General features: G+C 61.1%; 27 protein-coding genes and 1 tRNA gene. 19 read left to right on the top strand and 9 right to left on the bottom strand.

The window, feature by feature from the left end; translation table 11 throughout:
• Positions 1–37: 37 nt before the first annotated feature.
• Positions 38–2,281 carry an FAD-dependent oxidoreductase gene (locus tag IB285_RS04615; RefSeq protein WP_190787076.1) on the top strand — a complete coding sequence of 748 codons (2,244 nt, stop codon included), beginning with the start codon at positions 38–40 and terminating at the stop codon, positions 2,279–2,281.
• A gap of 1 nt (position 2,282) precedes the next feature.
• Here IB285_RS04615 and radC read toward each other — a convergent pair whose 3' ends face one another.
• Positions 2,283–2,993, bottom strand: a complete 711-nt coding sequence (gene radC, locus IB285_RS04620; protein ID WP_328705844.1) for a RadC family protein — start codon at positions 2,991–2,993, stop codon at positions 2,283–2,285.
• Between the two features lie 245 nt (positions 2,994–3,238).
• Between radC and IB285_RS04625 the strand changes: the two genes are divergently transcribed.
• The 8 genes from IB285_RS04625 (at position 3,239) to IB285_RS04660 (ending at position 9,767) form a co-directional block, all read left to right on the top strand.
• A complete protein-coding gene (locus IB285_RS04625; protein WP_190787078.1) occupies positions 3,239–6,376 on the top strand; it encodes an intermembrane phospholipid transport protein YdbH family protein in 3,138 nt (1,045 codons plus the stop codon).
• Positions 6,373–6,633: a YnbE family lipoprotein gene (locus IB285_RS14995; RefSeq protein ID WP_234033062.1), complete on the top strand. Its 261-nt coding sequence runs from the start codon at positions 6,373–6,375 to the stop codon at positions 6,631–6,633. The genes IB285_RS04625 and IB285_RS14995 overlap by 4 nt, the downstream gene beginning before the upstream one ends.
• A 41-nt stretch (positions 6,634–6,674) precedes the next feature.
• Positions 6,675–7,061, top strand: a complete 387-nt coding sequence (locus tag IB285_RS04635; protein WP_407925614.1) for a YdbL family protein — start codon at positions 6,675–6,677, stop codon at positions 7,059–7,061.
• Positions 7,062–7,223: 162 nt separating this feature from the next.
• Positions 7,224–7,550, top strand: coding sequence for an AtpZ/AtpI family protein (locus tag IB285_RS04640; protein ID WP_190787079.1), 327 nt, complete (start codon positions 7,224–7,226; stop codon positions 7,548–7,550).
• A 50-nt stretch (positions 7,551–7,600) separates the two neighbouring features.
• Positions 7,601–8,389, top strand: coding sequence for a F0F1 ATP synthase subunit A (locus IB285_RS04645; protein ID WP_190787080.1), 789 nt, complete (start codon positions 7,601–7,603; stop codon positions 8,387–8,389).
• Between the two features lie 48 nt (positions 8,390–8,437).
• Positions 8,438–8,665: a F0F1 ATP synthase subunit C gene (locus tag IB285_RS04650; RefSeq protein ID WP_027442220.1), complete on the top strand. Its 228-nt coding sequence runs from the start codon at positions 8,438–8,440 to the stop codon at positions 8,663–8,665.
• Between the two features lie 84 nt (positions 8,666–8,749).
• A complete protein-coding gene (locus tag IB285_RS04655; protein WP_190787081.1) occupies positions 8,750–9,244 on the top strand; it encodes a F0F1 ATP synthase subunit B family protein in 495 nt (164 codons plus the stop codon).
• Positions 9,237–9,767: a F0F1 ATP synthase subunit B family protein gene (locus tag IB285_RS04660; RefSeq protein ID WP_190787082.1), complete on the top strand. Its 531-nt coding sequence runs from the start codon at positions 9,237–9,239 to the stop codon at positions 9,765–9,767. Before IB285_RS04655 ends, IB285_RS04660 begins: the two co-directional genes overlap by 8 nt.
• Before the next feature lie 74 nt (positions 9,768–9,841).
• Here the strand turns inward: IB285_RS04660 and IB285_RS04665 are convergent, their stop codons facing one another.
• The 7 genes from IB285_RS04665 to aroA form a co-directional block, all read right to left on the bottom strand.
• Positions 9,842–10,822, bottom strand: coding sequence for an NADPH:quinone oxidoreductase family protein (locus IB285_RS04665; protein ID WP_190787083.1), 981 nt, complete (start codon positions 10,820–10,822; stop codon positions 9,842–9,844).
• Positions 10,823–10,827: 5 nt separating this feature from the next.
• Positions 10,828–11,583: a hydroxyacylglutathione hydrolase gene (gene gloB / locus IB285_RS04670; RefSeq protein ID WP_190787084.1), complete on the bottom strand. Its 756-nt coding sequence runs from the start codon at positions 11,581–11,583 to the stop codon at positions 10,828–10,830.
• 221 nt (positions 11,584–11,804) lie between these two features.
• Positions 11,805–13,511 carry a 30S ribosomal protein S1 gene (rpsA, locus tag IB285_RS04675; RefSeq protein WP_190787085.1) on the bottom strand — a complete coding sequence of 569 codons (1,707 nt, stop codon included), beginning with the start codon at positions 13,509–13,511 and terminating at the stop codon, positions 11,805–11,807.
• Positions 13,512–13,978: 467 nt separating this feature from the next.
• Positions 13,979–14,602, bottom strand: coding sequence for a (d)CMP kinase (cmk, locus tag IB285_RS04680; protein WP_190787086.1), 624 nt, complete (start codon positions 14,600–14,602; stop codon positions 13,979–13,981).
• Positions 14,599–14,808, bottom strand: coding sequence for a hypothetical protein (locus IB285_RS04685; protein ID WP_190787087.1), 210 nt, complete (start codon positions 14,806–14,808; stop codon positions 14,599–14,601). Before IB285_RS04685 ends, cmk begins: the two co-directional genes overlap by 4 nt.
• Entirely contained in the window at positions 14,805–15,077 is a 273-nt protein-coding gene (locus IB285_RS04690; RefSeq protein WP_190787088.1) for a CBU_0592 family membrane protein, read from the bottom strand. The genes IB285_RS04685 and IB285_RS04690 overlap by 4 nt, the downstream gene beginning before the upstream one ends.
• On the bottom strand, positions 15,074–16,393 hold the full coding sequence (gene aroA, locus IB285_RS04695) for a 3-phosphoshikimate 1-carboxyvinyltransferase (RefSeq protein ID WP_190787089.1): 1,320 nt from the start codon (positions 16,391–16,393) through the stop codon (positions 15,074–15,076). Before aroA ends, IB285_RS04690 begins: the two co-directional genes overlap by 4 nt.
• Positions 16,394–16,560: 167 nt before the next feature.
• Here aroA and IB285_RS04700 point away from each other — a divergent pair, with 167 nt between their 5' ends.
• The 10 genes from IB285_RS04700 (at position 16,561) to IB285_RS04745 (ending at position 24,818) form a co-directional block, all read left to right on the top strand.
• The gene (locus IB285_RS04700; RefSeq protein WP_190787090.1) at positions 16,561–16,908 is read left to right on the top strand and encodes a TIGR02300 family protein; all 348 of its coding nucleotides are present in this window, start codon (positions 16,561–16,563) and stop codon (positions 16,906–16,908) included.
• Positions 16,909–17,003: 95 nt separating this feature from the next.
• Positions 17,004–17,079, top strand: a tRNA-Ala gene (locus IB285_RS04705).
• A 386-nt stretch (positions 17,080–17,465) separates the two neighbouring features.
• Positions 17,466–18,944, top strand: coding sequence for a signal recognition particle protein (gene ffh / locus IB285_RS04710; protein ID WP_190787091.1), 1,479 nt, complete (start codon positions 17,466–17,468; stop codon positions 18,942–18,944).
• 50 nt (positions 18,945–18,994) lie between these two features.
• Entirely contained in the window at positions 18,995–19,567 is a 573-nt protein-coding gene (rpsP, locus tag IB285_RS04715) for a 30S ribosomal protein S16 (RefSeq protein ID WP_190787092.1), read from the top strand.
• A 9-nt stretch (positions 19,568–19,576) separates the two neighbouring features.
• Positions 19,577–20,092 (top strand): ribosome maturation factor RimM, encoded by a 516-nt coding sequence (rimM, locus tag IB285_RS04720; RefSeq protein WP_190787093.1) that lies wholly within the window; start codon positions 19,577–19,579, stop codon positions 20,090–20,092.
• Entirely contained in the window at positions 20,089–21,054 is a 966-nt protein-coding gene (locus IB285_RS04725; RefSeq protein WP_190787094.1) for a carbon-nitrogen hydrolase family protein, read from the top strand. The genes rimM and IB285_RS04725 overlap by 4 nt, the downstream gene beginning before the upstream one ends.
• Positions 21,042–21,353, top strand: a complete 312-nt coding sequence (locus IB285_RS04730) for a hypothetical protein (protein WP_190787095.1) — start codon at positions 21,042–21,044, stop codon at positions 21,351–21,353. The genes IB285_RS04725 and IB285_RS04730 overlap by 13 nt, the downstream gene beginning before the upstream one ends.
• A complete protein-coding gene (gene trmD / locus IB285_RS04735; protein ID WP_190787096.1) occupies positions 21,350–22,099 on the top strand; it encodes a tRNA (guanosine(37)-N1)-methyltransferase TrmD in 750 nt (249 codons plus the stop codon). The genes IB285_RS04730 and trmD overlap by 4 nt, the downstream gene beginning before the upstream one ends.
• A complete protein-coding gene (rplS, locus tag IB285_RS04740) occupies positions 22,096–22,464 on the top strand; it encodes a 50S ribosomal protein L19 (RefSeq protein WP_328705845.1) in 369 nt (122 codons plus the stop codon). Before trmD ends, rplS begins: the two co-directional genes overlap by 4 nt.
• Before the next feature lie 131 nt (positions 22,465–22,595).
• Positions 22,596–24,818, top strand: coding sequence for a S9 family peptidase (locus tag IB285_RS04745; protein ID WP_190787097.1), 2,223 nt, complete (start codon positions 22,596–22,598; stop codon positions 24,816–24,818).
• Here the strand turns inward: IB285_RS04745 and IB285_RS04750 are convergent.
• On the bottom strand, positions 24,802–25,668 hold the full coding sequence (locus IB285_RS04750) for an alpha/beta fold hydrolase (protein WP_190787098.1): 867 nt from the start codon (positions 25,666–25,668) through the stop codon (positions 24,802–24,804). The genes IB285_RS04745 and IB285_RS04750 overlap by 17 nt on opposite strands.
• Positions 25,669–25,745: the final 77 nt, after the last annotated feature.

Genomic DNA, 25,745 nt, shown 5'->3' on the forward strand with positions numbered 1-25,745 from the left:
TCCGTGCACGCGCGAACCTGCGTGTAGGAGGCAATTGATGATGGCACGCACGGCGCAGGCAGCTGAGCATGGCGATCCAAGCCTGGAAGGCTCAAGCTCGGGCGATCCAGGCAAGGGACGCGAATTGTTGCAGGAGGAGCGGCTTTCGCCCTTCGTCCGCGTCACGCTGCGCCGCTGGGCCAAATGGTATTCGGGCGGTGCGGAGCTGTTCTGGCCGTTCACCGATCTTGCCATCCGTTTCTTCGTAGCATTCTGGTTTTTGCGCTCGGGCCTCGTCAAAGCCAGCGACTGGGACACTGCTGTCTATCTCGCCGCGAATGAGTATCCGGTCAGCTGGATGGGTCCGATGGAGGCAGCCGCGACTGGGCTCACGATCGAGCTCGTGGGGCCGATCCTTTTGCTTGCGGGCTTCTTCACCCGTCCAGCAGCGATCGCCATGGCGGCGCTGACGATCATCAGCCAGGCGGTCTATGTTCCGACGACCAGCAACCTTATGGTCGCAGCAATTCTCGTCTGGTACGTCGCGCACGGCCCGGCGGCGTTCTCGCTCGACCGTGTCCTGTCATCTGGACTTAAGCAGAGCGCGATGCCGCTGGCGCGGCCTACGATCATCGTTGGAGAATGGCTGCGCGACAACGTCGCTCCCATCGCCATGATGGCGACCCGCGTTTGGCTTGCGGTGGGTCTTTTTGCCTACGCAGACCTTTTCGAGCCGTCGATCGCGTTGGCCACATGGCTGCCGACAAGCATTTTTACGGGCATGCCGGATTGGCTCGCTGTGACATTCGGCGTGCTGATGCTGATCGGCTTTGCCGCAAGCTTTGTTTCATACGCGCTCGTCATCGTGATCGGTTTCACTATGATCGCGGGCGCTCACCCCAATGTCACTTTGTTTCCGTTCCTGCTCCTTGCGATCTATGAAGCGCGCGGCGCTGGCGTCGTGTCGGTCGACCGGCTCATTGGCGGATGGATGGAGCGCAACATCCTATTCGACCGGGATTATTCGGATATTCCAGCCGACTGGCCGCATATCGTCGTCGTCGGCGCAGGCTTTGGAGGTCTTGCGGCGGTGGAGCGACTCAAGCGCCTGCCGGTCCGCATCACTCTTATCGATAAGCGCAACTACCATCTCTTCCAGCCGCTGCTCTATCAAATCGCCACCGCAACCTTGAACCCGGCAGATATCGCAACCCCCATCCGCAGCTTGTTCCGCGCCGACGGTAATGTTCGCGTGCTGAAAGGCGAAGTGAGCGCGATAGATGCGGAAGCGAAGACGATCACATACGGCGAAAACCAGACCTTGCAGTTCGACAAGCTCGTGCTCGCGACGGGAGCAACGCACAGCTATTTCGGCAAGGATGAATGGGGCGCGTTCGCTCCCGGGCTGAAGACGATCGAAGATGGCGTGGCGGTGCGCGCGTCGATCCTTAACGCTTTTGAGCAGGCGGAAGCGTGCGACGATCCTGAAAAGATCGAGCGATTGCTAACCTTTGTCGTGGTCGGTGCGGGCCCAACCGGTGTCGAGCTCGCGGGGGCTATTGCAGAACTCGCGCGGATCAACGTGGCACGGGAATTCCGCACTGTCGATCCAGCAACTGCGCGGGTGATCCTCGTCCAGTCGGGCGACCGCATCCTTCCGGCATTTCCGCAGGAACTTTCCGACAAGGCGGCGGCTTCGCTCGAAGATCTGGGAGTAGAAATCCGCACTGGCTGCCGCGTCACCGATATTGCGAAGGAGCACGTCCAGATCGGCGATGATGCCAGGATCGATACCGAAACCGTTCTGTGGGCCGCAGGGGTCACGGCGTCTCCGGCAGCCACGTGGCTCGGCGCTCAAGCCGACAGGTCGGGCCGCATTCAGGTGAACGACTATCTCCGTGTGAAAGGCAAGGATGGCGTATTCGAGGATATCTTCGCTATCGGTGACACCGCGGGCAGCAATGCGTGGAATGGCAATCCCGTCCCCGGTCTGGCTCCGGCGGCGAAACAGGCGGGAGCGTATGTTTCCCGCGTGGTCGAGGCAGAGCTGCTCGACGTCGAATGCCCGGGACCTTTCGAATACAAGCACCAGGGAAGCCTCGCGACCATCGGCCGCAAATCTGCGGTCGCGGATTTCGGCTCGCTCAAGCTATCGGGCAATAGCGCCTGGTGGCTCTGGGGTATCGTTCACGTCGGTTTCCTTACCGGCATGCGCAACCGCGTGACCGTGGTGGTGAACTGGATGTGGAACTTCTTCGCTCAGCATTCCGGCGTTCGTTTGATTACCGAAAAGCAGGTGTAGCCTAGATCAGGCCTTTCGACCGCAGGCTGACATGCCCCTCCCGGCCGATAATGACGTGGTCGTGGACGGTGACGCCTAAAAGCCTGCCCGCTTCCGCAATCTTCTGCGTGATCTGGATGTCGGCGCGGCTGGGCTCCGGGCTGCCGCTGGGGTGATTGTGCACGAGGATCAGCGCGCTCGCCCCGACATCCATTGCGCGGCGGATGACTTCGCGGGGGTGGATCGCAGCCTCGTCGATCGAGCCATCGCCGACATGGTGGTCGTCGATCAGGCGGTTTTTCGCATCGAGATACAGCACCCGGACCCGCTCTACGGTAAGGTGGGCCATGTCGATCGCGAGGTAATCGAGCAGCGCCTGCCAGCTTGAAAGAACGGGTTTTTGCACGACTTCGCTGCGAGCCATGCGGCGTGCGGCGAGCGCCACGCTTTTCAGCGCTGCGGCGCTGGTCTCGCCGACGCCTTTGACCCGTTGAAGGGCCTTCGGGTCGGCATTCAGAACTCCGGCGAGCGATCCGAACTGCTTGAGCAACGCCTTGGCGACAGGCTTGGTATCGCCCTGCCGCATTCCGGCGAACAGCAAATATTCCAGCACTTCGTAATCGGCGAGCGCTTCCGCGCCCCCTTTCAGCAACCGTTCGCGCAACCGGGCGCGGTGTCCGATGCCCGCTTGCTTCCCCGAATCGGAAACTGGCGCAGCTTTGGCAGCGTCCACCGGACCGAAGTCGAAACCCTCGTCAGCTTCTGGCAAGCTGCCCCCTCATAGCCTTGTCGATCAGAACTCGCCTGGATCTTCCAAGGAACGTCATTGCCTTTACCCGGCGATACGCGCAAGTGGTGCAAACGATGGTCGCAGCCGATCCGCCTTCTGACATCAGCGAAGCCGCGATAGGCTCGAAGCGCGGCCTCTGGCCAAGCCGATGGCGTTGGCGAATCAGCCTTAGCCTGTTGATAATAATAATGATTGCGTTTGCTGCCGCCTGGCTCGCGCGGGAACGCATTGCGGGCAATGTGATCGATAATCTGCTCACCAGCTACGATGTCGAGGCGACCTACGACATCGTCTCGATCGACCCGCAAAGGCAGGTCATTGCGAACCTCGTGGTGGGCGATCCGCAGCAGCCGGACTTCACCGCCGAAGAGGTCACAATCAACCTCGATTACGGGCTGCGAACACCAACGGTTGAGGGCGTCGAACTGGTACGGCCTCGCCTTTACGGCACCTATATCGACGGCGAGCTCAGATTCGGCGAGCTGGACTCGCTCATTTTTGCTGAAAGCGAAGAAACTTCGGGGCTGCCCGAAATGGACCTCGCGATAATCGATGGCCGCGCACTGATCGAAAGCGATTACGGAGCGATCGCCGCGAAGATCGATGGCAGCGGACCGTTGCAGGATGGGTTCACAGGCGCACTTGCGGCGACCGCACCGGGGATCGGAAACGAAAGCTGCACCGCGGAAACCGCGACAGTCTTTGGTGAGATTGAATCACGCAGCGGTCAGGCGACATTCGGCGGACCGCTGAGGGTAAGAGACCTCTCTTGCGAGGGCGTCGAGATTTCTTCGGCGGACATCGGAGCAGATCTGGCCATAGCTGGCAATTTTTCTGCGGTAGATGGCACTGCGAATCTCGCCATTGCGAATGCTGCTTTTGTGGAAAACAGCCTGGACGGAATGACCGGCAGTCTTGGATTGCAATGGAACGCCGACGGCCTGAACGTAAGGCATGATCTTGCAGCCGAGGGCTTCGCCTCATCCTACGGAGATGTTGCGCAGCTGAATGCGCAAGGTTCGCTGCGAAGCGACGCCGATTTCGCGCGCGCCGATTGGGATGCCGAGATTACGGGCGACGGGCTCGCATTGGCGGGCGGAGCGGCAGATGTGTTGGACAGTGCCAAATCTGCTTCGGAAGGGACCTTGATTGAGTCGATACTGGACAAGTTCGAGCGCAATTTTAGCCGCGCTGTGGCGGGAGGCGGATTTTCCGCAGATGTGACGGTGCGGCGTACACCCACGGGTACTTCCGTCGTAATGCCTGAAGCGCAGCTGCGAAGCGGCGCGGGAGAAACGATCGTCGCGCTGTCGCGGCTGAACTGGTCGAACGGAGAGGATCGCAGTCGATTAACCGGAAATTTCATCACGGGCGGCGCTGGATTGCCCATGATCAATGGCCGCATGGAGCGCGCCGGAAGTGGCGGCTTGGCACTGCGAATGACCATGGCCGACTATGCTTCCGGGCCAAACCGCATTGCGATCCCGCGTTTGCAGCTTCGGCAGGAGCTTGACGGCACGATCGATTTCAACGGGATACTGACCGCAAGCGGCGCTGTACCCGGAGGTTCGGTTGGCGGTCTTCGTTTGCCGGTATCAGGCACATGGAGCGACCTGCGCGGTCTGCGTGTCGGCAGGCGATGCAGCAGCGTGCAGTTCGACTCGCTCGATCTGTACAATCTATCCCTTCGCGGACAGTCACTCGCACTGTGCCCGCGCTCTGGTGAAGCGATGATGCGCTACGATGATGCGCTTCGGATCAATGCATTAACACGCGACGTTGCCCTCGGCGGCAGGCTCGGCGATTCGCCTACGCGGGTAACGGCTGCCAGCGCGGGCTTTGCTTATCCGGGCGGCTTCGATTTGTCCGGCGTTCTGGCGACAATCGGGGAGGAGGGCAGCGCAGTCCGTCTCACCGCTCAGGAAGTGACCGGGGAGCTCGGCGGTGAGATTGGCGGCACTTTTTCGGGCGGGACGGCGATGCTCGATCCGGTGCCGCTCGACCTGTCCGATTTGAGCGGCGAGTGGGCTTACCGCGATGATGCGCTGATTATCGATCAAGGCGAATTTCGACTTACCGAAAGGATTGATGGCGAGGCGAGGTTTGAGCCTCTGGTTGCCCGCGACGCCGCGCTGGTGCTCGCAGACGGTAGGATCGCGGCTGATGCCGGCCTGTTGCACCCGAGCACTGGCCGCCTAGTCACCAATGTCGACATCGACCACGATCTCGGAACCGGTATCGGCCAGGCCGTTATTGACGTTCCCGGCATTGAGTTCGACGAAGAGCTGAGCCCCGAAGACCTGACCTATCTCGCGAAAGGCGTCATCGCTTTCGCCGACGGCACGGTGAGCGGCGAAGGGCTGATAAGCTGGAACGGCGACGAACTCACCAGCACTGGCACATTCGGAACTGACGACCTCGATCTGGCGGCTGCGTTCGGACCGGTCGACGGGCTTAGCGGCACCATCGAATTTACGGACCTCCTCGGCTTGACGACTGCCCCCAACCAGACGCTTCAGATCGGCTCGATCAATCCCGGTATTGAAGTGCTCGCTGGCGAACTGCGGTTTTCGGTGACCGACGGACAATTGATCGCAGTGGATGACGCGCGCTGGCCGTTTATGGGCGGTACACTAATTCTGAGGCCGGTGACGCTCGATTACGGCGCGCCCGGTTCGCAAAGCTACGTATTCGAGATGATCGCTCTGGAGGCGGCTGCATTCATCGCGCAGATGGAGCTGACCAACCTCGATGCCGAAGGGACCTTCGACGGGACGATCCCGATCACCTTCGATGAGGAGGGCAACGGGACAATCACCGGCGGGCTGCTGATATCGCGCCCCCCAGGCGGCAATGTGTCGTATGTCGGCGAGCTCACCTACGAGGACCTCGGGGCAATGGCGAATTACGCCTTCCAGTCCCTGCGCTCGCTCGATTTTCGCCAGATGAGTATCGCCCTCGACGGAAATGTCGCTGGCGAGATCATCACCAAGTTTCAGATCGATGGGGTGAGTCAGGGCGAGGGAGCCGTCGAAAATTTCGTCACCCGGCGCCTCGCAAAGCTTCCGATCCGCTTCAACATCAACGTTCGGTCGGAAAACTTTTCGCAATTGGCTCTGATCGCGCGCGGCTGGTCCGATCCCACCGCCTTCGCCGAAGGTTTCGAGGAAAGACTGCTGGGGCAGGGCGGCCTCGAAATAATCGACCGCACCAGCGAGCCGGTCCCAGCGCCTGAACCACCCGAGCCCGGCGATGCACCCAGTACCGACGCTCGCCGCGCCGATGAATTGCCCGTTCAACCTCCAGAAAGCGAGGATACGCCATGAAAGACCCGAAATTGACCGGAATCCGCAGTCCTGCCAGAAGCACTGACCATCAGGGTAAAGCTTTGGGGGCAAAGAGGGTGAAGGTCAGAACCGGAATGTTGGTCGCAGTCGCGGCGATGCTCGGTGGTTGCATCAATGTCTCCGCACCGGAGGAGCCGATTGTAATCGAGCTCAACATCAACATCCGGGCCGAAGTGCTTTATCGGCTGGCAGAAGATGCCGCCAATACGGTCGAAGAAAACGCCGACATTTTTTGATCGGCGCGTTCGTGACCGGTTCGAGGGGTAGGATTGAAATGATGAAGATGCGAAATCTTGTTTTGACTGCAGCGGCCGGGGCTGCAGCTCTCACCGCCTTTGCCGTGCCGGCCGCGGCTCAGCGCGATCCGGCCTACGCAGCCGCGCGCGCCAATGGCAGCGTAGGTGAGAAAATGGACGGTTATCTGGGGATTGTCGGCGCCGCGACGCCTGAGCTTCAACGCCTGGTGAACGACATCAATATCAAGCGCCGCGCCGTTTATGCCCGCAAGGCGCAGCAGAACAACGCGACGCTTGAGGAATACGCGCTGACTGCCGGATGCGAAGCCATCACACGTACAAAGCCAGGCGAGAAATACCAGGCGCCCGACGGCAGCTGGCAAACCCGCACCAGCGCGCCGCCGCAGCGCGATCCGCGCTGTCCGTAACGGCAACGGCCTGACGGCGATCCCTGGCCACGTTTTCGCAAGGGATCATGCGTCAAATACAAGCGGGCTACGGTTGACTTGGATATGCCCCCCTTCTAAGGGGGCCTCGCCCTTGGCGGGCACTTCTACGCGTGTGCCTCGCAACCCCAACTGGAAGCAGGCATGAGCGACGAAAAGCCCGCACGAGAATCCATCGCAGAGGATGCGCGGATCGATGCGCTCGAGAACCGGCTGAAGGCCGCACGCGAGCGCGAAGACGAACGCATCCGACCGAAGATCAAAGGGGCTGATGCGAATTATCGCAGCGGCAACCGGGTTTTGGCGGATCTGCTTGGTGGGATTTTCGGCGGTATGGTCATTGGCTGGGCGTTCGATGCCTTGGTCGGGACCTTGCCATGGGGTCTGTTGGTCGGCCTGTTCGTAGGGATAGGTGTGGCCTTCAGGAACATTATTCGAGCGGCGAATGCGCGTCCTGCCGATCCGGAATAGGATCGCGACAAAGGGCGCGTTTCGCATAGGGTATTAGGGACCGACAGACAGTGGCAGCCGAACAGGGCAAAGTCGATCCGATGAAACAGTTCCAGATCGAGCCGCTTTTCGGCTCGGCCAACTGGGAACTGGCGGGTTTCAACATCGCGTTCACCAATTCCGCGCTGTGGATGGCCATTACAGTCATCCTGCTGTGGACGTTCGTCGCTGGCGGAATGAAGCGCGAGCTGGTGCCCGGCCGCTGGCAGATGGCGGTGGAAAGTTTCACCGGCTTCATCGACGATATGCTGGAAGCGAACGTGGGCAAGGAAGGGCGCAAATATGTGTCCTACATCTTCAGCCTATTCATGTTCATCCTGTTTGCGAACCTGCTGGGCCTGCTGCCCATCGGCGTTCTTGGCCTGCACCCGTTCACCTTTACCAGCCACTTCACCGTCACCGGCGTGCTCGCCGTGATCAGCTTTTCGATCGTCCTGGTGGTTGGTTTCTGGAAGCATGGCATAAAATTCTTCACGCTGTTCGTGCCGCACGGAACGCCTGCAGCGATGGTCCTGCCGATCGCGCTCATCGAATTCTTCTCATTCATGATCCGTCCGTTCAGCCTCGCACTGCGTCTGTTCGTGGCGATGATGGCAGGTCACGTCCTTCTCAAGGTCCTTTCCAGCTTCGTCATTGACGGATTGAATGCTGGCGTCGGGACGAGCCTGATGGTCGCCATTCCCAGCTTTGCCCTGATGATTGCCATCAGCGCGCTGGAAATCCTGGTCGCGGGCATCCAGGCCTACGTTTTTGCACTGCTCACGTCGCTCTACATCAACGACGCAGAGCATCTTCACTGATTTTCACCTTTCCATTCCAACAGTTTGATTTCCTAAGGAGTTTTTAAAATGGAAGCAGAAGCAGCCAAGCTCGTCGGCGCAGGCCTCGCAGCTATCGGTGCCGGTATGGCAGCCATCGGCGTGGGCAACGTCTTCGGCTCATTCCTCGAGAGCGCACTCCGCAATCCGGGCGCAGCAGACGGCCAGCAGGGCCGCCTGTTCATCGGCTTCGCCGCAGCCGAACTTCTCGGCCTGCTGGCGTTCGTAGTTGCGATGATCCTGATCTTCGTCGCCTAAACGAACCTGATCCTGCGGGCTGGCCGGCGCAAACCTCGCCAGCCCGTCGATCACCACACTGACCGCACATTTCGGACCCGGCTCATGCCTCAGATAGCCCAACTTGCTGAATTCTATTCCAGCCAAATTTTCTGGCTGCTAGTATTCTTCGGCATTACGTTTTTCCTCATCGGACGAGGCATGGTGCCCAAGGTGATGGGCACGGTCGAACTGCGCGACAAGCAAATCGCCGATGACCTGGCAGCCGCGCAGGGCGCACGCGACGCCGCGGATGAGCAGGAAGAGGCGTGGCGGGTTCGCGAGAATGAAAATCGTGCTGCAGCTCAGGCTAAGATCGCCGAAGCGAAGGCCGAGGCTGCGGCCAAGACCGAAGCGAAGCTTGCGCGGGCGCAGAAACGTCTCGATGCCAAGCTCGAAAAGGCCGAAGCCGAAATCGAGGCTGCCCGTGAAAGCGCCATGACCGAGATCGAGGATGTGGCTGCCGAGGCAACTCAAGAGATCGTCGCGCGCCTTGCGGGCGGTAAGGTTGACAAACGCACCGCGCGCTCAGCGGTAAAGAAGGCGCTGACCAATGCCTGAAGCTCTAACCATTCTCGCGGCGGCAGGCGCCGATTATGCTCCACCTTCGGCCTTTGGCATTCAGGACTATGTCTGGGTGTCGCTGGCCATGCTCGTGCTTATCATCGTGTTCCTTTGGAAAAAGGTTCCGAGCATGATCACTGGCGGTCTCGACAAGAAGATTGCCGAGATCAAACAGCAGCTCGACGAAGCGAAGAGCCTCCGCGCCGAGGCCGAGAAACTCCGTGACGAGTACGCTGCCAAGATCGCAAGCGCCGAGCAGGACGCGGAAAAGATGATGGAAGGTGCGCAGCGCGAGGCCGATGCCATCCTCGAAAAGGCCGAAGCCGACAGCGAAGCCATGGTCGCCCGCCGCACGCGTATGGCCGAAGACAAGATCGCCGCTGCTGAGCGCGATGCCGTCGCCGGGGTCAAGGCCAAGGCCGTCGAAGCCGCAGCCAGTGCATCGCGCAAGCTCATCGCGGAACGTCACACCAGCGAAGATGATGCAAAGCTCGCGGACGAGGTTATCTCCTCGCTCTAAGCGAGCGCATCGTTGAGATCCGAATAAGGGAAGGGCGGTCCTGCTTCATTTGGCAGGTGCCGCCTTTTTTCTGCTCAGGCTCCGGGTTCGAATACCACTTTGCCGACCAGCTCACGGTTCGCCATCGCCTCAAATCCCTCACGCCAGCGGCTCAGCGGTAGCACGCGGTCGATTGCGGGGGTGATACGGCCCTCGGATGCAAGCCGCGCGACCTCTGCGTTGATGGCCGCGCCGCGCTCTGGGAAACGGCGCGCATACTCGCCCGCGCGGAGGCCGACGATCGAGAATCCCTTGATCAGCGGAATGTTGGTCGCGACCTCCGCGATGCGCCCGCTCGTGAAGCCGACCACCACCAGCTTTCCGCCAAAAGCCGTGCAACGGGTGGACTCATCGAAAATGTCTCCGCCCACTGGGTCGAACACGATATCTGCAAGCGAGCCTTCGGTGATTTCGCTCACGCGCTCGCGAAAGCGCCCTTCGGCGAGGATGACTTGGTCGGGTTCGTGAAGCTCGGCGATGCGGCCGCGCTTTGCATCGATGCCCGTCGCCGCGATAACCCTTGCCCCCAGCGCCTTGGCCAGGTCGATCGCGGCAAGACCCACTCCGCCGCTCGCACCATGTACCAGCACCCATTGCCCCGCTTGCACATCGCAAAGCTCGACGAGGCCGGTGTATGCGGTCGAATAGGCGGCGCCCATGGCGGCAGCGGTGGCAAACTCCACCCCTTCCGGCATGCGGGAAAGGCCGCGTTCCGGGATCGCCGCAAGCTCCGCAAATGCGCCCGTCTTGTTCCCGCCCATCACACGGTCGCCGGGTGCGAAAACGCTGTCGGGCCCGGCCTCGATCACCTCGCCCGCCAGTTCCAAGCCGCTGGTGAAGGGCAGTGCCGGTTTGAACTGGTATTCCCCCCGCGTCATCAGCAGGTCGGGGAAATTGAGGGAGGCTGCGCGCACCCGGACCAGCACCTCATCTGGCCCACGCTTGGTAACCGGCGTATCGACCAGCGACACTCCGCTCAGATCGTGAGTGAGCTGTTCAACTCTTAATGCCTGCATGGCAGTTAGAAGTTGTCCTTGGCTTCGCGCAGTGCGGCAAAGGTCTCGTGCGGAGTGTTCCCGCCCCATCTCGCCATCAACGCCGGGTCGTCGGCGCGCAGGAAGGGGTTCGTTTCGAGCTCGCGTTTGAGCACGGTCGGAACGGTTGGTTCGCCGCGGGCGCGTTTCTCATCAACTTCTCTCGCATAGGCCTTTAGAGCCTTGTTGTCGGGATCTGCGTGCAGAGCGAACTTGGCGTTCGCCTGGGTGTATTCGTGCGCGCAATACAGCGTCGTCGCGGTCGACATGCGCTTGATCCGCTCAAGGCTGTTCCAGAATTGCTTGGGCTCACCCTCGAACATCCGGCCGCAGCCAAGGGCGAATACGGCATCGCCGACAAGGGCGATCCCTTCCTCGACGATGTGGTAGGCGATGTGCCCATTGGTGTGACCCGATACGTCGATCACCTCGGCGCGGTGTTCGCCGAGATTGACGCTGTCGCCGTGGCTCACAACCCGGTCGATAGGAGACAGCTTCTCAACCTCCTTCGGGGCGAGCACGCGCGCGCCGGTTGCTTCGACGATCTCCTTGTTCCCGCCCGCATGGTCTGGATGCCAATGCGTGTTCCAGATGTGGGTGATCGTCCAACCCTTTGCGTCCGCCTGCTTCAGGTATTCCTTCGCATCAGGCGTATCGATTGCGGCGGTTTCATCCGTCACCGAATTGTGCAGCAGGAAACCGTAATTGTCGGTGAGGCAGGGGAACTGGTGGACTGTGAGCATGGGGATGTCATACGCCTCTCTGCCAAAGTAGGAAAGGGCGGGTTGGTGTTTCGCACGCCATCCGGCGTGCGGTCTCCTCGCTCGTGCGATCTGAAGGTCGCGTCGCTGCGGGCGGCTGCTAGCAGCCGTTCAGTTATTGGTCACGGCAGTCAAAGCGCGACCGCGCGTCGGCCGGTTAGGCCGAAAGGCGTGGATCGGATGATCCACGCCTCTCAACAAGATCAGTCGTCCGACTTCTTGAGCGCTTCTCCCAGGATGTCGCCGAGCGATGCGCCGCTGTCGGAAGAACCGAACTGCTGCACCGCTTCCTTCTCTTCGGCGATCTGACGCGCCTTGATCGAGAAGTTCGGCTTCTTCGAACGGTCGAATCCGGTGACCATCGCATCGACCTTGCTGCCGACCTGGAAACGGTCGGGACGCTGTTCGTCGCGGTCGCGGCTGAGATCGGAGCGCTTGATGAAGCCGGTTGCACCATCGTCGCCAACCTGCACTTCGAGGCCGCCATCGCGGACTTCGAGGACAGTGACGGTAACGGTCTGGCCCTTGCGCAGAGCGCTGGCATCGGCGCCATCAGCCGACGGTGCGCCCTTTTCGAGCTGCTTCATGCCGAGGCTGATGCGTTCCTTTTCGACATCGACGTCGAGAACGACCGCCTTGACCTGCTCACCCTTGCGGTGGAGCGCCAGCGCGTCTTCGCCCGAGATGCCCCACGCGATGTCGGACATGTGGACCATGCCATCGACGTCGCCATCGAGGCCGATGAACAGACCGAATTCGGTGGCGTTCTTGACTTCGCCTTCGACTTCGGCGCCCACCGGATACTTCTCGGCGAACTCGTCCCACGGGTTGCCCTGGGCCTGCTTGAGGCCGAGCGAGATGCGACGCTTTTCGCTGTCCACTTCGAGGACGACCACTTCGACTTCCTGCGAGGTCGAAACGATCTTGCCCGGGTGCACGTTCTTCTTGGTCCAGCTCATTTCGCTCACGTGGACGAGGCCTTCGATGCCCGGCTCCAGTTCCACGAACGCACCGTATTCGGTGATGTTGGTGACCTGGCCGCTCAGCTTCGCGCCGACCGGGTATTTCGCAGCGACGCCATCCCATGGATCGCTTTCGAGCTGCTTCATGCCCAGGCTGATGCGCTGCGTATCGGAGTTGATGCGCACGATCTGCACGGTGACAGTCTGGCCGATTTCGATGATCTCGCTTGGGTGATTGACCCGCTTGTAGCTCATGTCGGTGACGTGGAGCAGGCCGTCAATGCCGCCGAGGTCCACGAACGCACCGTAATCGGTGATGTTCTTGACCACGCCGTCGATCACCTGACCTTCGGCCAGCTTGTCGATCAGCTCGCTGCGCTGTTCGGCGCGCGTTTCTTCGAGAACGGCGCGGCGCGAGACCACGATGTTGCCGCGGCGACGGTCCATTTTCAGGATCTGGAACGGCTGAGGCATATCCATCAGCGGCGTGACATCGCGCACGGGGCGGATATCGACCTGGCTGCCGGGAAGGAAGGCTACTGCGCCGTCGAGGTCGACGGTGAAGCCGCCTTTGACGCGGCCGAAGATGCGGCCTTCGACGCGGGCGCTTTCGCCGAATTCGTTTTCGAGCTTGTCCCACGCGGCTTCGCGGCGGGCGCGGTCGCGGCTGAGCATTGCCTCGCCGTCGGCGTTTTCGACGCGGTCGACATAGACTTCGACTTCATCGCCGACCGACAGGCCGTGATCGTCTTCGCCGCGCGCGAATTCCTTGAGATTGATGCGGCCTTCGGATTTGAGGCCTACGTCGACCACAGCCATGCCGGCTTCGATCGAGGTCACGGTGCCTTTGACAACGCGGCCTTCGAAACCATCGCTGTCGGCGCCGCCGAGTTGTTCATTGAGAAGCGCTTCGAAATCGTCGCGCGTTGGGTTGGGCGAAGTCGCCATAAGAGGAATGATCCTGTCTATCGTTTTGCTACCGGCCACCGGTTTTCCGGGGTCTTAAACTGCCTCCCACGCACCATTGCGGGGGCTAGCAGGGCAAGAGGCCGACATCTCCGCACCGCCGAATGCGAGTGCAAAGGTCCTTTCAACCAAGCGATTGCGAGAACGGGCGCGCGCTTAAGCGAAACGCGGCGTAAAGGCAAGGGAAATGCGATGTGCGGCGGCTCGGGCGCGCGGAGCGAGACATGGACCGCGTTAGTGGATGCTTTGGAAAATATGCCGATCTGCGCTCCGCCCCGGATTTGCGCGGGTTCAAGCCGGTTTCGCGCGAAGAAAGTGTCAGCTTTCAGCGACCCGGTGTGACTTTTCGCGCGGGCTCGGGTGCGATAGGAGGTGAGGGCGGTGCACGGCATGGCTCGACCCTGCGCCATCGCAGTCCATGTAGGAAAGGCGAAACACCCGCCCTGTCCCTATTCTCCGAGCTTTTGCTCCACCGCTTCGCGCACGGTTTCGAACGCCTGCTCGCGGTCGAAGCTCGTGGTGTCGATAATGAGCGCATCGCTCGCAGCCTTTAGCGGTGCATCGGTCCGGTTGATGTCGCGCGCATCGCGCCGCGTAATGTCCGCTTCGACATCGGCCAATTGGACCTCGACGCCGCGGTCGGTCATCTCAAGCCAGCGACGCCGCGCGCGCTCCTGCACGCTTGCGGTGATGAACAGCTTTACGTCGGCATCGGGAGCGATGACCGTGCCGATATCGCGCCCGTCAAGGATCGCTCCGCCTGGCTGGGTGGCAAAGGTGCGCTGGCGCTCGAACAGTTTCTGCCGGACGCCCGGATGCACCGATACCCTGCTGGCAAGGCTGCCTACGTCTTCGGAGCGCAAGATATCGTCGGCGAGCAATTCGTCATCGAAATCGCAGGCAGCGACGGCATCCGCCTCCGCATCGGGGTTTCCGCCATTGAGCCAGACCTGCTGGCCGACAGCGCGGTAGAGCAGGCCCGTATCGAGGTGCGGCAGGCCAAAATGCGCCGCCAACTTCTTGGCAATCGTGCCTTTGCCCGACGCGGTCGGGCCATCGACAGCGATGATCATGAGAAAATGTCCTTGGCCTTTTCCGGCGAGAGCGAGCGGCGCTCACGCGAGCGCCAGCGAAAATGGAGCACCGTCAAACCGATTAAGGCAGCGGCGAGATTGACACTCAGCAACACCCAATCGGGCGTTCCGTCGTTCCAGTACAGAGCGGAACCGACCGCGAACACGAACAGGATTGCGGCTGCGAGAAGACGGCGTTTGATCACGTCGGCTTTGTGTCGCGGCGGGTGCGTGCGCGCAAGGCCTTGAACAGGCCGAATATCGCAATTGCGGCCCAGAACCCCTCGAGCACGAGGCTCGGCCAGTTCGTGTGCACCATCAGCGAGACCGTGAGCAGTGCCGCTCCCGACAGGTTCACGCCGTGGAGGATGAACGGGTTGGGCTGCTCGACATAGGTAAGATAGGCGTAGGCCCCGATGATGCAGGCGGTGCCGACGAAGCCGACATAGCTCGCCCAATCGAGTTCAGCGATCACTGCGTTGCTCCTGCGAGAAGGTCCATGAAGGTCGGAAAGCTGGTCGAAATCGGCGCGGTATCGTCCACGCTCACGCCGTCGCGGCTCGCAAGTCCGGCGACTCCCATGCTCATCGCGATCCTGTGATCGAGCTTCGTCTCGACATATGTGCCTGCGGGAGTGCCCGGCAGGGGATCGCCGCCTGTGCCGTGGATGATGAGGCCGTCCTCCTGTTCCTCGACGCGTGCACCGGCGAGTGTGAGCGCTTCCGCCATCGCCGACAGCCGGTCGCTTTCCTTGACGCGCAATTCTTCGAGGCCGCTGGTCCGCGTCGTGCCGTCTGCCAGGGCAGCGGCGACGAAAAGCACGGGAAATTCGTCGATCATCGACGGGGCGAGCGTGGGGTCGATATCCGCGCCCTTGAGATCCGAGTGGCGCACGCGCAGGTCTGCAACCGGCTCACCGCCGACCTCGCGCGGGTCAATCTCCTCGATATCTCCGCCCATCTGTCGCAGCGCGTGGACAATGCCTGCGCGCGTGACGTTCATTCCGACATTGCGGATGGTGATATCGCTACCGGGCACGATCAGCGCCGCGACGATGAAGAACGCTGCCGAAGAGGGGTCGCCGGGCACGACCACGTGCTGCGGCACAAGGTCTGCTTCGCCGCGGATGGAGATCAGCCGCTCCCCATCCTGCTCTCCGATTTCAAGTTCTGCGCCAAAACGTGCGAGCATGCGTTCGGTATGATCGCGGGTCGCGACGGGCTCTATCACGCGGGTGATGCCGGGCGTGTTGAGCCCGGCGAGTAACACAGCGCTTTTCACCTGCGCGCTCGCCACCGGCAGGCGGTAGGTGATGGGGACAGCCGGGAGCGCACCGCGCAGCATCAAAGGCAGGGTGCCGCCGCTCGACGCCTCGAAGCTCGCGCCCATTTGCGAAAGCGGCTCGATCACCCGGTTCATCGGCCTGCCGGAAAGGCTCGCGTCGCCGGTGAACGTCGCGCTGAAGCCATGGCTGGCGAGCAATCCCATCAGCAGCCGTGTCGAGGTGCCCGAATTGCCCATGTCGAGAGCTTGTCTCGGCTCGATCAGGCTGCCGACGCCTGCGCCGTGAACGCGCCAGGTGCCGTTATCCGCGCGTTCGATGTCGGCGCCCAATTGCCGCATGGCGGATGCGGTCGCAAGCACGTCCTCACCCTCAAGCAATCCTTCGATCGTGCTCTCGCCCACTGCGAGCGAGGCAAACATCAGCGCGCGGTGGCTGATCGATTTGTCGCCGGGCACGCTGATCGTCCCCTTGAGCGGACCGGAGGAATGGAAGGTGTGGGCTGGCAATTGCGAAGATCCGTGATTACGTCGGCGTTCGAGACGCGCTGCTTTGACAGTGCCCCGTGCATCTGGCAAGGCGCGCCGCGATCTTGATTCCGGTATGATCCGGTCCCAATAAAATGCGAAATCACGCCGCCGCCAGATGAGCGGGCAAGACTAAGGATTTAGTGAGAATGGCCAAGCCAGAATGGGGCACCAAGCGTTCCTGCCCCAAATGCGGGGAACGCTTTTACGACCTCGGCAATGATGAGCCGGTAACCTGCATCGAATGCGGTGAGGAATGGTATCCCGAGCCGGTGCTGAAATCGAAGCAGCCGATCCCGTTCGACGATGACAAGAAGAAGAAGGATGGCGAGGCCGACAGCGATCTTTCCGGCGACGATGATGAAGATGATGAGCTGAAAGACATCGAGAACATCGATGACGAGGAAGACTCGCCCGATAACGATGTCGATCTCGGCGGCGACGATGATCTCGGCGTGTCCAAGGGCAAGGGCGACGACGAAGACGAAGATAATTAAATCTTGCGTTTCGCGAGGGGCAGTCCTAGAGGGCCTGCTCCTTGCGAAAGCGAGGGTTTGGCTCTATCTTTCATAGGGTCAAAATTCGATGATAAGGGGCCTTAGCTCAGCTGGGAGAGCGCAACACTGGCAGTGTTGAGGTCAGCGGTTCGATCCCGCTAGGCTCCACCATCGACTTGTCTTTCTGGCCTGAGCGGGCTGCAAATCGTGCTCCGTTGCGCTTCCGGTGCTCACGACCTTGAAGGTCGCTGCGCTCCGGCTCACAACGAAGCACGATTTTCGCTTTCACTCAGACCTAAAATACAAGCCGATGGCGATGTAGATATAAGCCGGTTTCAAATTGAGACCGCACGCTGGCCGACGAGGTTTCGTCCGCCGGCGTTTTTCGCGTTTACGGGAGTTTCCCAGAAAAAGTGGGCACCACTTTTTCGGTTCGGGAAGCGACCAGATGAAAGCGGGAGTTTCCCAGAAAAAGTGGGCACCACTTTTTCGGTTCGGGAAGCGACCAGACAAGCAAGACGAGCGTGGGCCGGAGCCCGCGCGAGGAGTTGAAGACGATGTTTGACAATTTGTCCGACCGCCTTGGCGGCGTCTTTGACAAGCTCAAAGGCCGCGGCGCTCTTAAAGAGCAGGACGTTCGCGATGCGATGCGTGAGGTGCGCATTGCACTGCTCGAGGCCGACGTTGCGCTGCCGGTTGCCCGCCGTTTCATCGACGCAGTGACCGAAAAGGCAGTCGGCCAGGAAGTTCTGAAATCGGTTAAGCCGGGCCAGCAGGTCGTCAAGATCGTCCATGACGAACTCGTCCGCACGCTCGGCGGTAATCCCGACGATCCGCAGGCTGCGCTTGCAGGCGAGGGGCTTACGCTCGAGGCGAAGCCGCCGGTTGTGATCATGATGGTCGGCCTTCAAGGCTCGGGTAAGACGACGACCACTGCCAAGCTCGGCAAGCTGATCCGCGAGAAACACGGCAAGAAGGCGATGATGGCATCGCTCGACGTGAACCGTCCAGCCGCGCAGGAACAGCTCGCGGTGCTGGGTGAGCAGGTCGATATCGCAACCCTGCCGATCGTCGCCGGTCAGCAGCCGGTCGATATCGCGCGGCGCGCCATGGAATCGGCGCGCCTTCAGAACTTCGATGTGCTGCTGCTCGATACTGCGGGCCGACTGCATGTCGACGAAGCGTTGATGGCCGAAATGAAGGCGGTTTCCAGCGTCTCGGCGCCGACCGAAGTGTTGCTGGTGGTCGACTCGCTCACCGGTCAGGACGCGGTCAATGTCGCGCAGAGCTTCACCGATGAAGTGCCGCTCACCGGCGTCGTGCTCACGCGGATGGACGGCGATGCCCGCGGCGGCGCGGCGCTTTCGATGCGCGCCGTCACCGGCAAGCCGATCAAGTTTGCAGGCACCGGCGAAAAACTCGACGCAATCGAAGCCTTCCGCCCGAACAGCGTCGCCGATCGCATCCTCGGCATGGGCGACGTCGTCAGCCTGGTCGAAAAGGCCGCGGCGACGATCAAGGAAGAAGAGGCCGAACAGCTCGCGAAGAATTTCGAGAAGGGCAAGTTCGACCTCAACGATCTGCGCATGCAATTGAAGCAGATGCAGAACATGGGCGGCCTCGGAATGCTGGCAGGCATGATGCCGGGCATGAAGAAGGCCAAGGCCGCGATGGCCGCATCCAACATGGACGACAAGGTGCTGGTGCACATGGACGCCATCATCGGATCGATGACAGCGAAAGAGCGCGCGCATCCCGGCGTGATGAATGCCAAGCGCAAGAAGCGCGTGGCAGCAGGCAGCGGCACCGACGTTCAGACCGTCAACAAGCTGCTCAAGATGCACCAGGAAATGGGCCGCGCGATGAAGCAGATCAAGAAAATGGGCGGGCTCAAGGGCCTTGCGGCGATGTTTGGTGGCGGCGGTATGGGCGGTCCCGGCGGCGCGCCTGGCGGACTACCTGGCCTCGGCGGACCGGGAGGCGGATTGCCGCCCGGCGGACTTCCCGGCCTTGGCGGTCCCGGCCCCAAGAAGTGATTTCAATACATACGCAACTTCAGATATTTAAACTCGAAAGGTAATTTCAAATGGCAGTAGCAATTCGGCTCTCGCGCGGCGGCGCAAAGAAGCGTCCTTACTATCGCATCGTCGTCTCCGATTCGCGCAGCCCGCGCGACGGCAAGTATCTGGAGCAGATCGGCACATACAACCCGCTGCTCGCCAAAGATGATGAGGGTCGCGTAAAGCTCGACGAAGACCGCGCGAAGTACTGGATCGGTGTCGGCGCTAAGCCTTCCGACCGTGTCCTGCGCTTCTTCGACGCAGCCGGCATCATGGAGCGCGAAGCACGCAACAACCCGCAGAAGGGCGAGCCTGGCGAGAAAGCCAAGGAGCGCGCCGAGGAAAAGGCCGAGAAAGCCAAGGAAGCCGAAGAAGCGGCCAAGGCTGCGACTGAAGCCGAAAACGACGCAACCGGCTCGGCCAAGTCGGAAGAGACTGCTGAAGCTGTCGCCGATGCCGTTGACAACGAAGGCGATACCGCAGCCGACGAAGCGGCCATCGCCGAGCAGACCGCGGAAGGCGGCGAAACCAACGAGCAGGCCGATGACACGGCCGGCGAAGATGCCAAGGCCGACGACGCCGAAGAAAAGGCCGAGTAAGCCTTTCCGATGCCCGATCAACGCGATGCGCGCCGGACCGTGGAACTTGCCGCGATCACCGGTGCGCATGGCGTTACGGGAGAGGTTCGCCTCAAAATGTTCGGCGATGGCGTCGAAGCACTTTCCGCGCACACCGGTTTCAACGAGGGCGCTTTGAACCTAAAGAAAGTCCGTTCCGATAACAAGGGCGGCGCCATCGCGCGCTTTGCGGAAGTCACCAATCGCACCCAGGCGGAAAAACTGCGCGGCACCGTGCTCAAGGTTTCGCGCGATGCTCTTCCTCAATTGGAGGAAGGCGAATTCTACCACGCCGACCTGATTGGTCTTGCGGTGCAGACCGATGAAGGCGACACTCTCGGCAAGGTCATCGGCGTCCATAATTTCGGCGCGACAGACGTTATCGAGATCGAGAAGGATCCAATTCCGGTCAAAGGCATGAAGACCTTCATGATCCCGATGACAAAAGCGGCTGTAACCACGTGGGACCAGTCACGAATGGTCATCGCAAAGGAGTTCGCCGAATGAACAAGGTCTCGAATACTCTCAGCGTCGCCATTTGCCAGGCCGCGCCGATCTCGCTCGATTTCGATGGGGGTATCGCAAAGGCCACCACGCTTGCGCGCGAAGCGATCGAGGGCGGGGCGAAGCTTGTAGCGTTCGGTGAGACTTTCCTTGGCGGTTACCCGCTGTGGTTGGACGAAGCGCCGGGCGCGGCGCTGTGGGACCATCCGGGTACGAAAGCGTGCCACCGGATCATGCTGGACAATGCGATTGTGCCGGGGGACGAGCGGCTGCTACCGTTGCAGGAACTGTGCGATGAGAGCGGCGCGTGCATTTCGATCGGCGCGCATGAGCGGCTGCGCCAGAGCCTCTACAACAACCAGCTGCTCTTTCGCCCCGGCGAAGTGCCGCTCGACCACCGCAAGCTGGTGCCAACGCATGGCGAACGGCTGATCTGGATGCGCGGCGACGGCTCGACAATTGGCGTGCACGAGGCCGAATGGGGCCGGGTGGGCAACCTGATCTGCTGGGAACACTGGATGCCGCTCGCCCGCGCAGCGATGCACAATCTCGGCGAGAGCGTGCACTGCGCCTCATGGCCGACCGTGCGCGAGGAATATGCGCTGGCCTCACGGCACTACGCGATGGAGGGGCGGTGCTTTGTGCTTGCCGCAGGGCTGGTGCAGAAGAAAGCCGACCTGTTTGAAGGACTCGAAAACGTGGGCGGCTCTGCGGAGGCGCGGGAGCTTTTCGAGGCGATCGAGAGCGACGTGCTGAACCGCGGAGGCTCGATGATCATCGCCCCCGATGCGCGCGTGGTCGCGCAGGCGGGCGAGGGTGAGGAAACACTCCACGCTGAGCTGGACCTGAGCGAAATCGGTGAGACACTCGCGAGCCTCGACACCGACGGCCATTACTCTCGGCCCGATGTGTTCGAGCTCAATGTCGATACGCGGGCGAAGGATGGGGTGAATTGGAAGAACTGATCAAGTTCGCCGCAGTTCTGATACTCGCGTCCGTTCTTCTGTCGGTCGTTTTGAAGATTGTGCCAACGCGGCTTTCTCAATGGAGGCGAGTCATGCTCGCCGCTGCCATAGGGAACATAGCGACAATGGCTGTACTGATGTCCATCAATCACTGGGCACCTCACGATGCCGCAACTTATGGATTTGACTGGTTTCTCTGGTTTCTCTTCAGCTTATTATCCTTTGCATTCTTCTCCGCCCCCGCAGCGTGGCTCAGTACTTACTTTCTCGACTTTGTTGTCGCTGAACGTCGTCCATGACCTTTGCCGCCACCATCCTCACGCTCTATCCGGAGATGTTCCCCGGACCGCTGGGCACTTCGCTTGCGGGCAAGGCGCTGGAGCGGGGGGATTGGTCTTGCGAGACCGTGAATCCACGCGACTTTGCCACTGACAAGCACCGCACTGTCGATGACGCGCCCGCAGGCGGCGGGGCGGGGATGGTGCTCAAGGCGGATATCCTCGGCGCGGCGGTCGATCATGCGATTGAGCAGCAACCCGGTGCGCCAATCCTCGCCATGACACCGCGCGGAAAGCCCATCACGCAAGGCCGCATTCGCGAGCTCGCCGAAGGCCCCGGCGTCACCATCCTGTGCGGCCGTTTTGAGGGCTTCGATGAGCGCCTGTTCGAAGCTAGGCCTGCGATCGAGCAGGTCAGCCTTGCCGACATCGTCCTATCGGGCGGAGAAACGGCGGCGCTCGCCATACTCGACGCTTGCATTCGGCTGCTTCCCGGCGTAATGGGCGCGGCCAATAGCGGGGCGGAGGAGTCGTTCGAAGACGGCCTTCTCGAATATCCGCAATACACCCGACCTCAGGAATGGGAAGGGCGCACGATCCCCGAAGTGCTGCGATCGGGGGATCATGCGAAGATCGCGGCTTGGCGAAAGTCAAAAAGCGAAGAGATTACTCGGTTACGCAGGCCGGACCTTTGGGAACGCTATGAGGGCGTTCGGGACCAGTCTGCCTCTGGCGCGCGGCGAAAGAACAAGGAACCGGACCAGTGAACCTGATCCAGCAAATCGAAGCCGAAGAAATCGGCAAGGTCGAAAAAGAAATTCCAGACTTCCGCGCGGGCGACACCGTTCGCGTCGGCGTGAAGGTTAAGGAAGGCAACCGCGAGCGTGTGCAGAACTTCGAAGGCGTGGTCATCGCGCGTTCGAACCGCGGGATGGGCTCCAACTTCACCGTCCGCAAGATGAGCTTTGGCGAGGGCGTGGAGCGTGTGTTCCCGATCTACTCGCCAATCGTCGACAGCATCACCGTGGTGCGCCGCGGCGTGGTGCGCCGTGCAAAGCTTTACTATCTGCGTGGCCGCACCGGTAAGCGTGCGCGTATCGCTGAACGCCGCGAGAACGCTCCGAAGGCGTAAGCTCTCGCAGCAAAGAGATTTCGAAAGGGCGGTCCTAATGGGGCCGCCCTTTTTCGTTGTGGGGTTGCCTTTACACTGGCTGCTTGCGAGGGAGACTGCCAATTCATTCGAATTGAGGGGCCCTCCTTGAAATGCGTCTATCCTTCCTTGCCGCCGCTGCCGCTGTGCTGTCTGTTCCTGCTATCGCGGACGATCACACAATGAGCGAACCTCAAGACCTCACCTTCGAGCGCGTGTTTGCCTCGCCGTCGCTCGATGGACCATCGCCGCGGCAGGCCAAGCTTTCGCCCGATGGCCGATATCTCACTCTTTTGCGCAACCGCGCTGATGATCGCGCACGCTATGACCTGTGGGGCTTCGAAGTTTCGAGCGGCGAATGGTCGATGCTGGTTGATAGCGAAAAGCTCGGTTCGGGCCGTGAGCTTTCGGAAGACGAGAAGATGCAGCGCGAGCGCGCGCGTGTTGGCAACCTCAAAGGCATTATCAGCTATCAATGGGCGAGCGATGGGTCGGGCGTGCTCGTTCCGCTCGACGGCGATTTGTACTTCGCGCGTCTCGATGGAGACGTCACGCGCCTGACCGACACCGAGGAAAGCGAGCTCAACCCCAAGCTTTCGAGCAAGGGCGGCTTTGTCTCTTTCGTGCGCGACCGTCAGCTGTGGGTCGGCGTCGTGGGCGAGGGCGCGCGTCCGATCACTCCCAAGGAAGACGAGACAATCCGCTGGGGGGAAGCGGAATTCGTGGCGCAGGAGGAAATGAGCCGCCTCACCGGATATTGGTGGAGCCCGAATGATGACCGCATCGCCGTCCAGCGCACCGATGAAAGCCCGGTTGGCATCGTCACCCGTGCTGCCATCGGCGCGACCGGCACCAGCGTTTTCGACCAGCGCTATCCAGTGGCGGGGTCGGACAACGCGATTGTCGAGCTGTTCATCATGGACCCCGATGGCGGAAACAGGGTTAAGGTGGATCTTGGCGATAACACCGATATCTATATCGCGCGGGTAGATTGGGCGCCGGACGATTATCTCTATGTTCAGCGCCAGAACCGCGAGCAGACCGTGCTAGATATGCTTAAGGTCGATCCGACTACTGGCGAGAGCGAAATCTGGTTCACAGAAAGGGCTGCGCGTGAGGATTACTGGATCAACCTTTCGGACAACTACCGCTTCCTGAAGGACGGCACGCTGCTGTGGTGGTCCGAGCTCGATGGGTTTGGCCAGTTTTACCGGTTCGATGGTGAATACTTCGATCAACTGACGAGCGGCGATGCTCCTGCAACGGCGCTGGTTGGCATTGATGAGGAAGAGCAGCTGCTCTTTTATCGCCGCACGAATGACGTGCTGACCCAGCAGATATATCGCACCAGTCTCGATGCGGCTTCACCGACGACGCTGCTGACCTACATCGACTACACCAACAGCGCCAGCATGGATCTGACCGGAAAAAGCCTGCTGGTCACTCGCTCCGGGACCAACCAACCGCCGCAGACCTATCTCGCGAACAGCGATGGCGAGCGCCTGACCTGGATCGAGGAAAACGCGGTCGATGACGACCATCCTTACGCACCGTTCCTCGAAAGCCATATCGCACCTGAATACGGCACAGTGGAGGCTGAGGACGGAACCGAGCTGCACTGGATGATGCTCAAGCCTGAGATGGAGCCGGGCAAGAAATATCCGGTGTTCTACTACCACTATTCCGGCCCCGGTCCGCAGATCGTCGACAAGGGTTGGCAGGGCGCGCTTGCGCAGGCGATCGTGGATAAGGGATACATCTACTTCGCGCTCGATAATCGCGGCACGGCCAATCGCGGTGTTGACTTCGAACAGCCGCTCTACCGGGCGATGGGCGGGGTCGAGGTTGTCGATCAGCGCACCGGTGCCGAGTTCCTGAAAACGCTCGATTACGTCGATCCAGACAAGATCGCGCTCTATGGCTGGTCGTATGGCGGCTACATGACGTTGAAACAGCTTCAGGCCGATCCGGGCCTCTACGCGGCAGGCATTTCAGGCGCACCGGTGACGAAGTGGGAGCTTTACGACACGCACTACACCGAACGCTTCATGGGCGACCCGCGCGTGGTTCCCGAAGCATACGAGGCTGCGAGCGCAATCCCCGACGCGACCAAGATCAGTGATCCGTTGCTTCTGATCCATGGCATGGCCGACGATAACGTGGTGTTCGAAAACTCGTCGGAGCTCATCAGTGTGCTGCAGGAAGGCAATGTGCCGTTCGAGATGATGCTCTACCCCGGCTACACGCACCGCGTGGCGGGTGAGAACATCTCGCCGCATCTCTGGAACACGATCTTCCGCTTTCTGGAGGCCAACGGCGTCACACCGCCGGAGTAAGCCAATCCAGCGCTTTGGCGGCGACCTCGTACGGCGCTTCGACCTGCGGGTAATGCCCGACGGTTTCGATCAGGTGATGCCGCGCCTTCGGCACCACTTCACGCCACATGTCATAGGCGTGCTTGCCCGACACGGGATCGAGCGCGCCGTTGATGAGGCCGATCCGGTCCTGCGCGCGCACTAAGGCGGCTTCCCAGCGCTCCTTATGCTCGACCCTGTCGGCTATGTAGTGCAGCAACTTGTGCGTGATGCGGTTGCCGCCGTTGTGACTGATGAATTCCCAGAACGCATCGAGCTCCGCCTCGCTCGGTTGTGTTTCGGGCCCGAAAACTTCCGAGAAGCTTTTGCCGAAGCTCTTGGGGCTCATCAGCAGTCCGACGAGAAACCCGAGAGGCGAAACGCCGAGCTTCTGGATCGGGCGGGGGCGGTGCTGATCCGGGAATATGCCGCCGTTGAGAAAGATCATCTGACCGAGGCCCGAAGCGCCAGCACCTTCTTGCTGCCGGGCCAGCAATTCCTGCCCGACCGACACCCCGTAATCGTGCACCAGCGCATCGAACTCGCCGACGCCGAGATGGGCAAGCAAAGCCTCCTGCACATGAGTCTGGCGGTGTATCGTATATCCTGAGCGCGGCTTGTCGGAGAGACCGAAGCCCAGCATATCGCAGGCAATCAGGTGATGCTCTGCGCCAAGCGTTTCCCAGACCGGCACCCAGTCCCACGCGCAGGTCGGAAAGCCATGCACCAGCAATAGCGGGCGCGCAGTCCTATCCCCGCCGGTCCAATAGGCTATTCGGTACCCCTTAAACTCGAAATAGTTCGCCCTTGCACGCCACGTCTGCGTATCCATTTACTCACCTTATCCCTTGCCAAGCGACGGTAGTGCCGTCAGCGAGGCACGCAAACAGCTTTGAAGTGGAGTATGTG

The sequence above is a fragment of the Erythrobacter rubeus genome (genome assembly GCF_014705715.1).
GTDB lineage: Bacteria > Pseudomonadota > Alphaproteobacteria > Sphingomonadales > Sphingomonadaceae > Erythrobacter > Erythrobacter rubeus.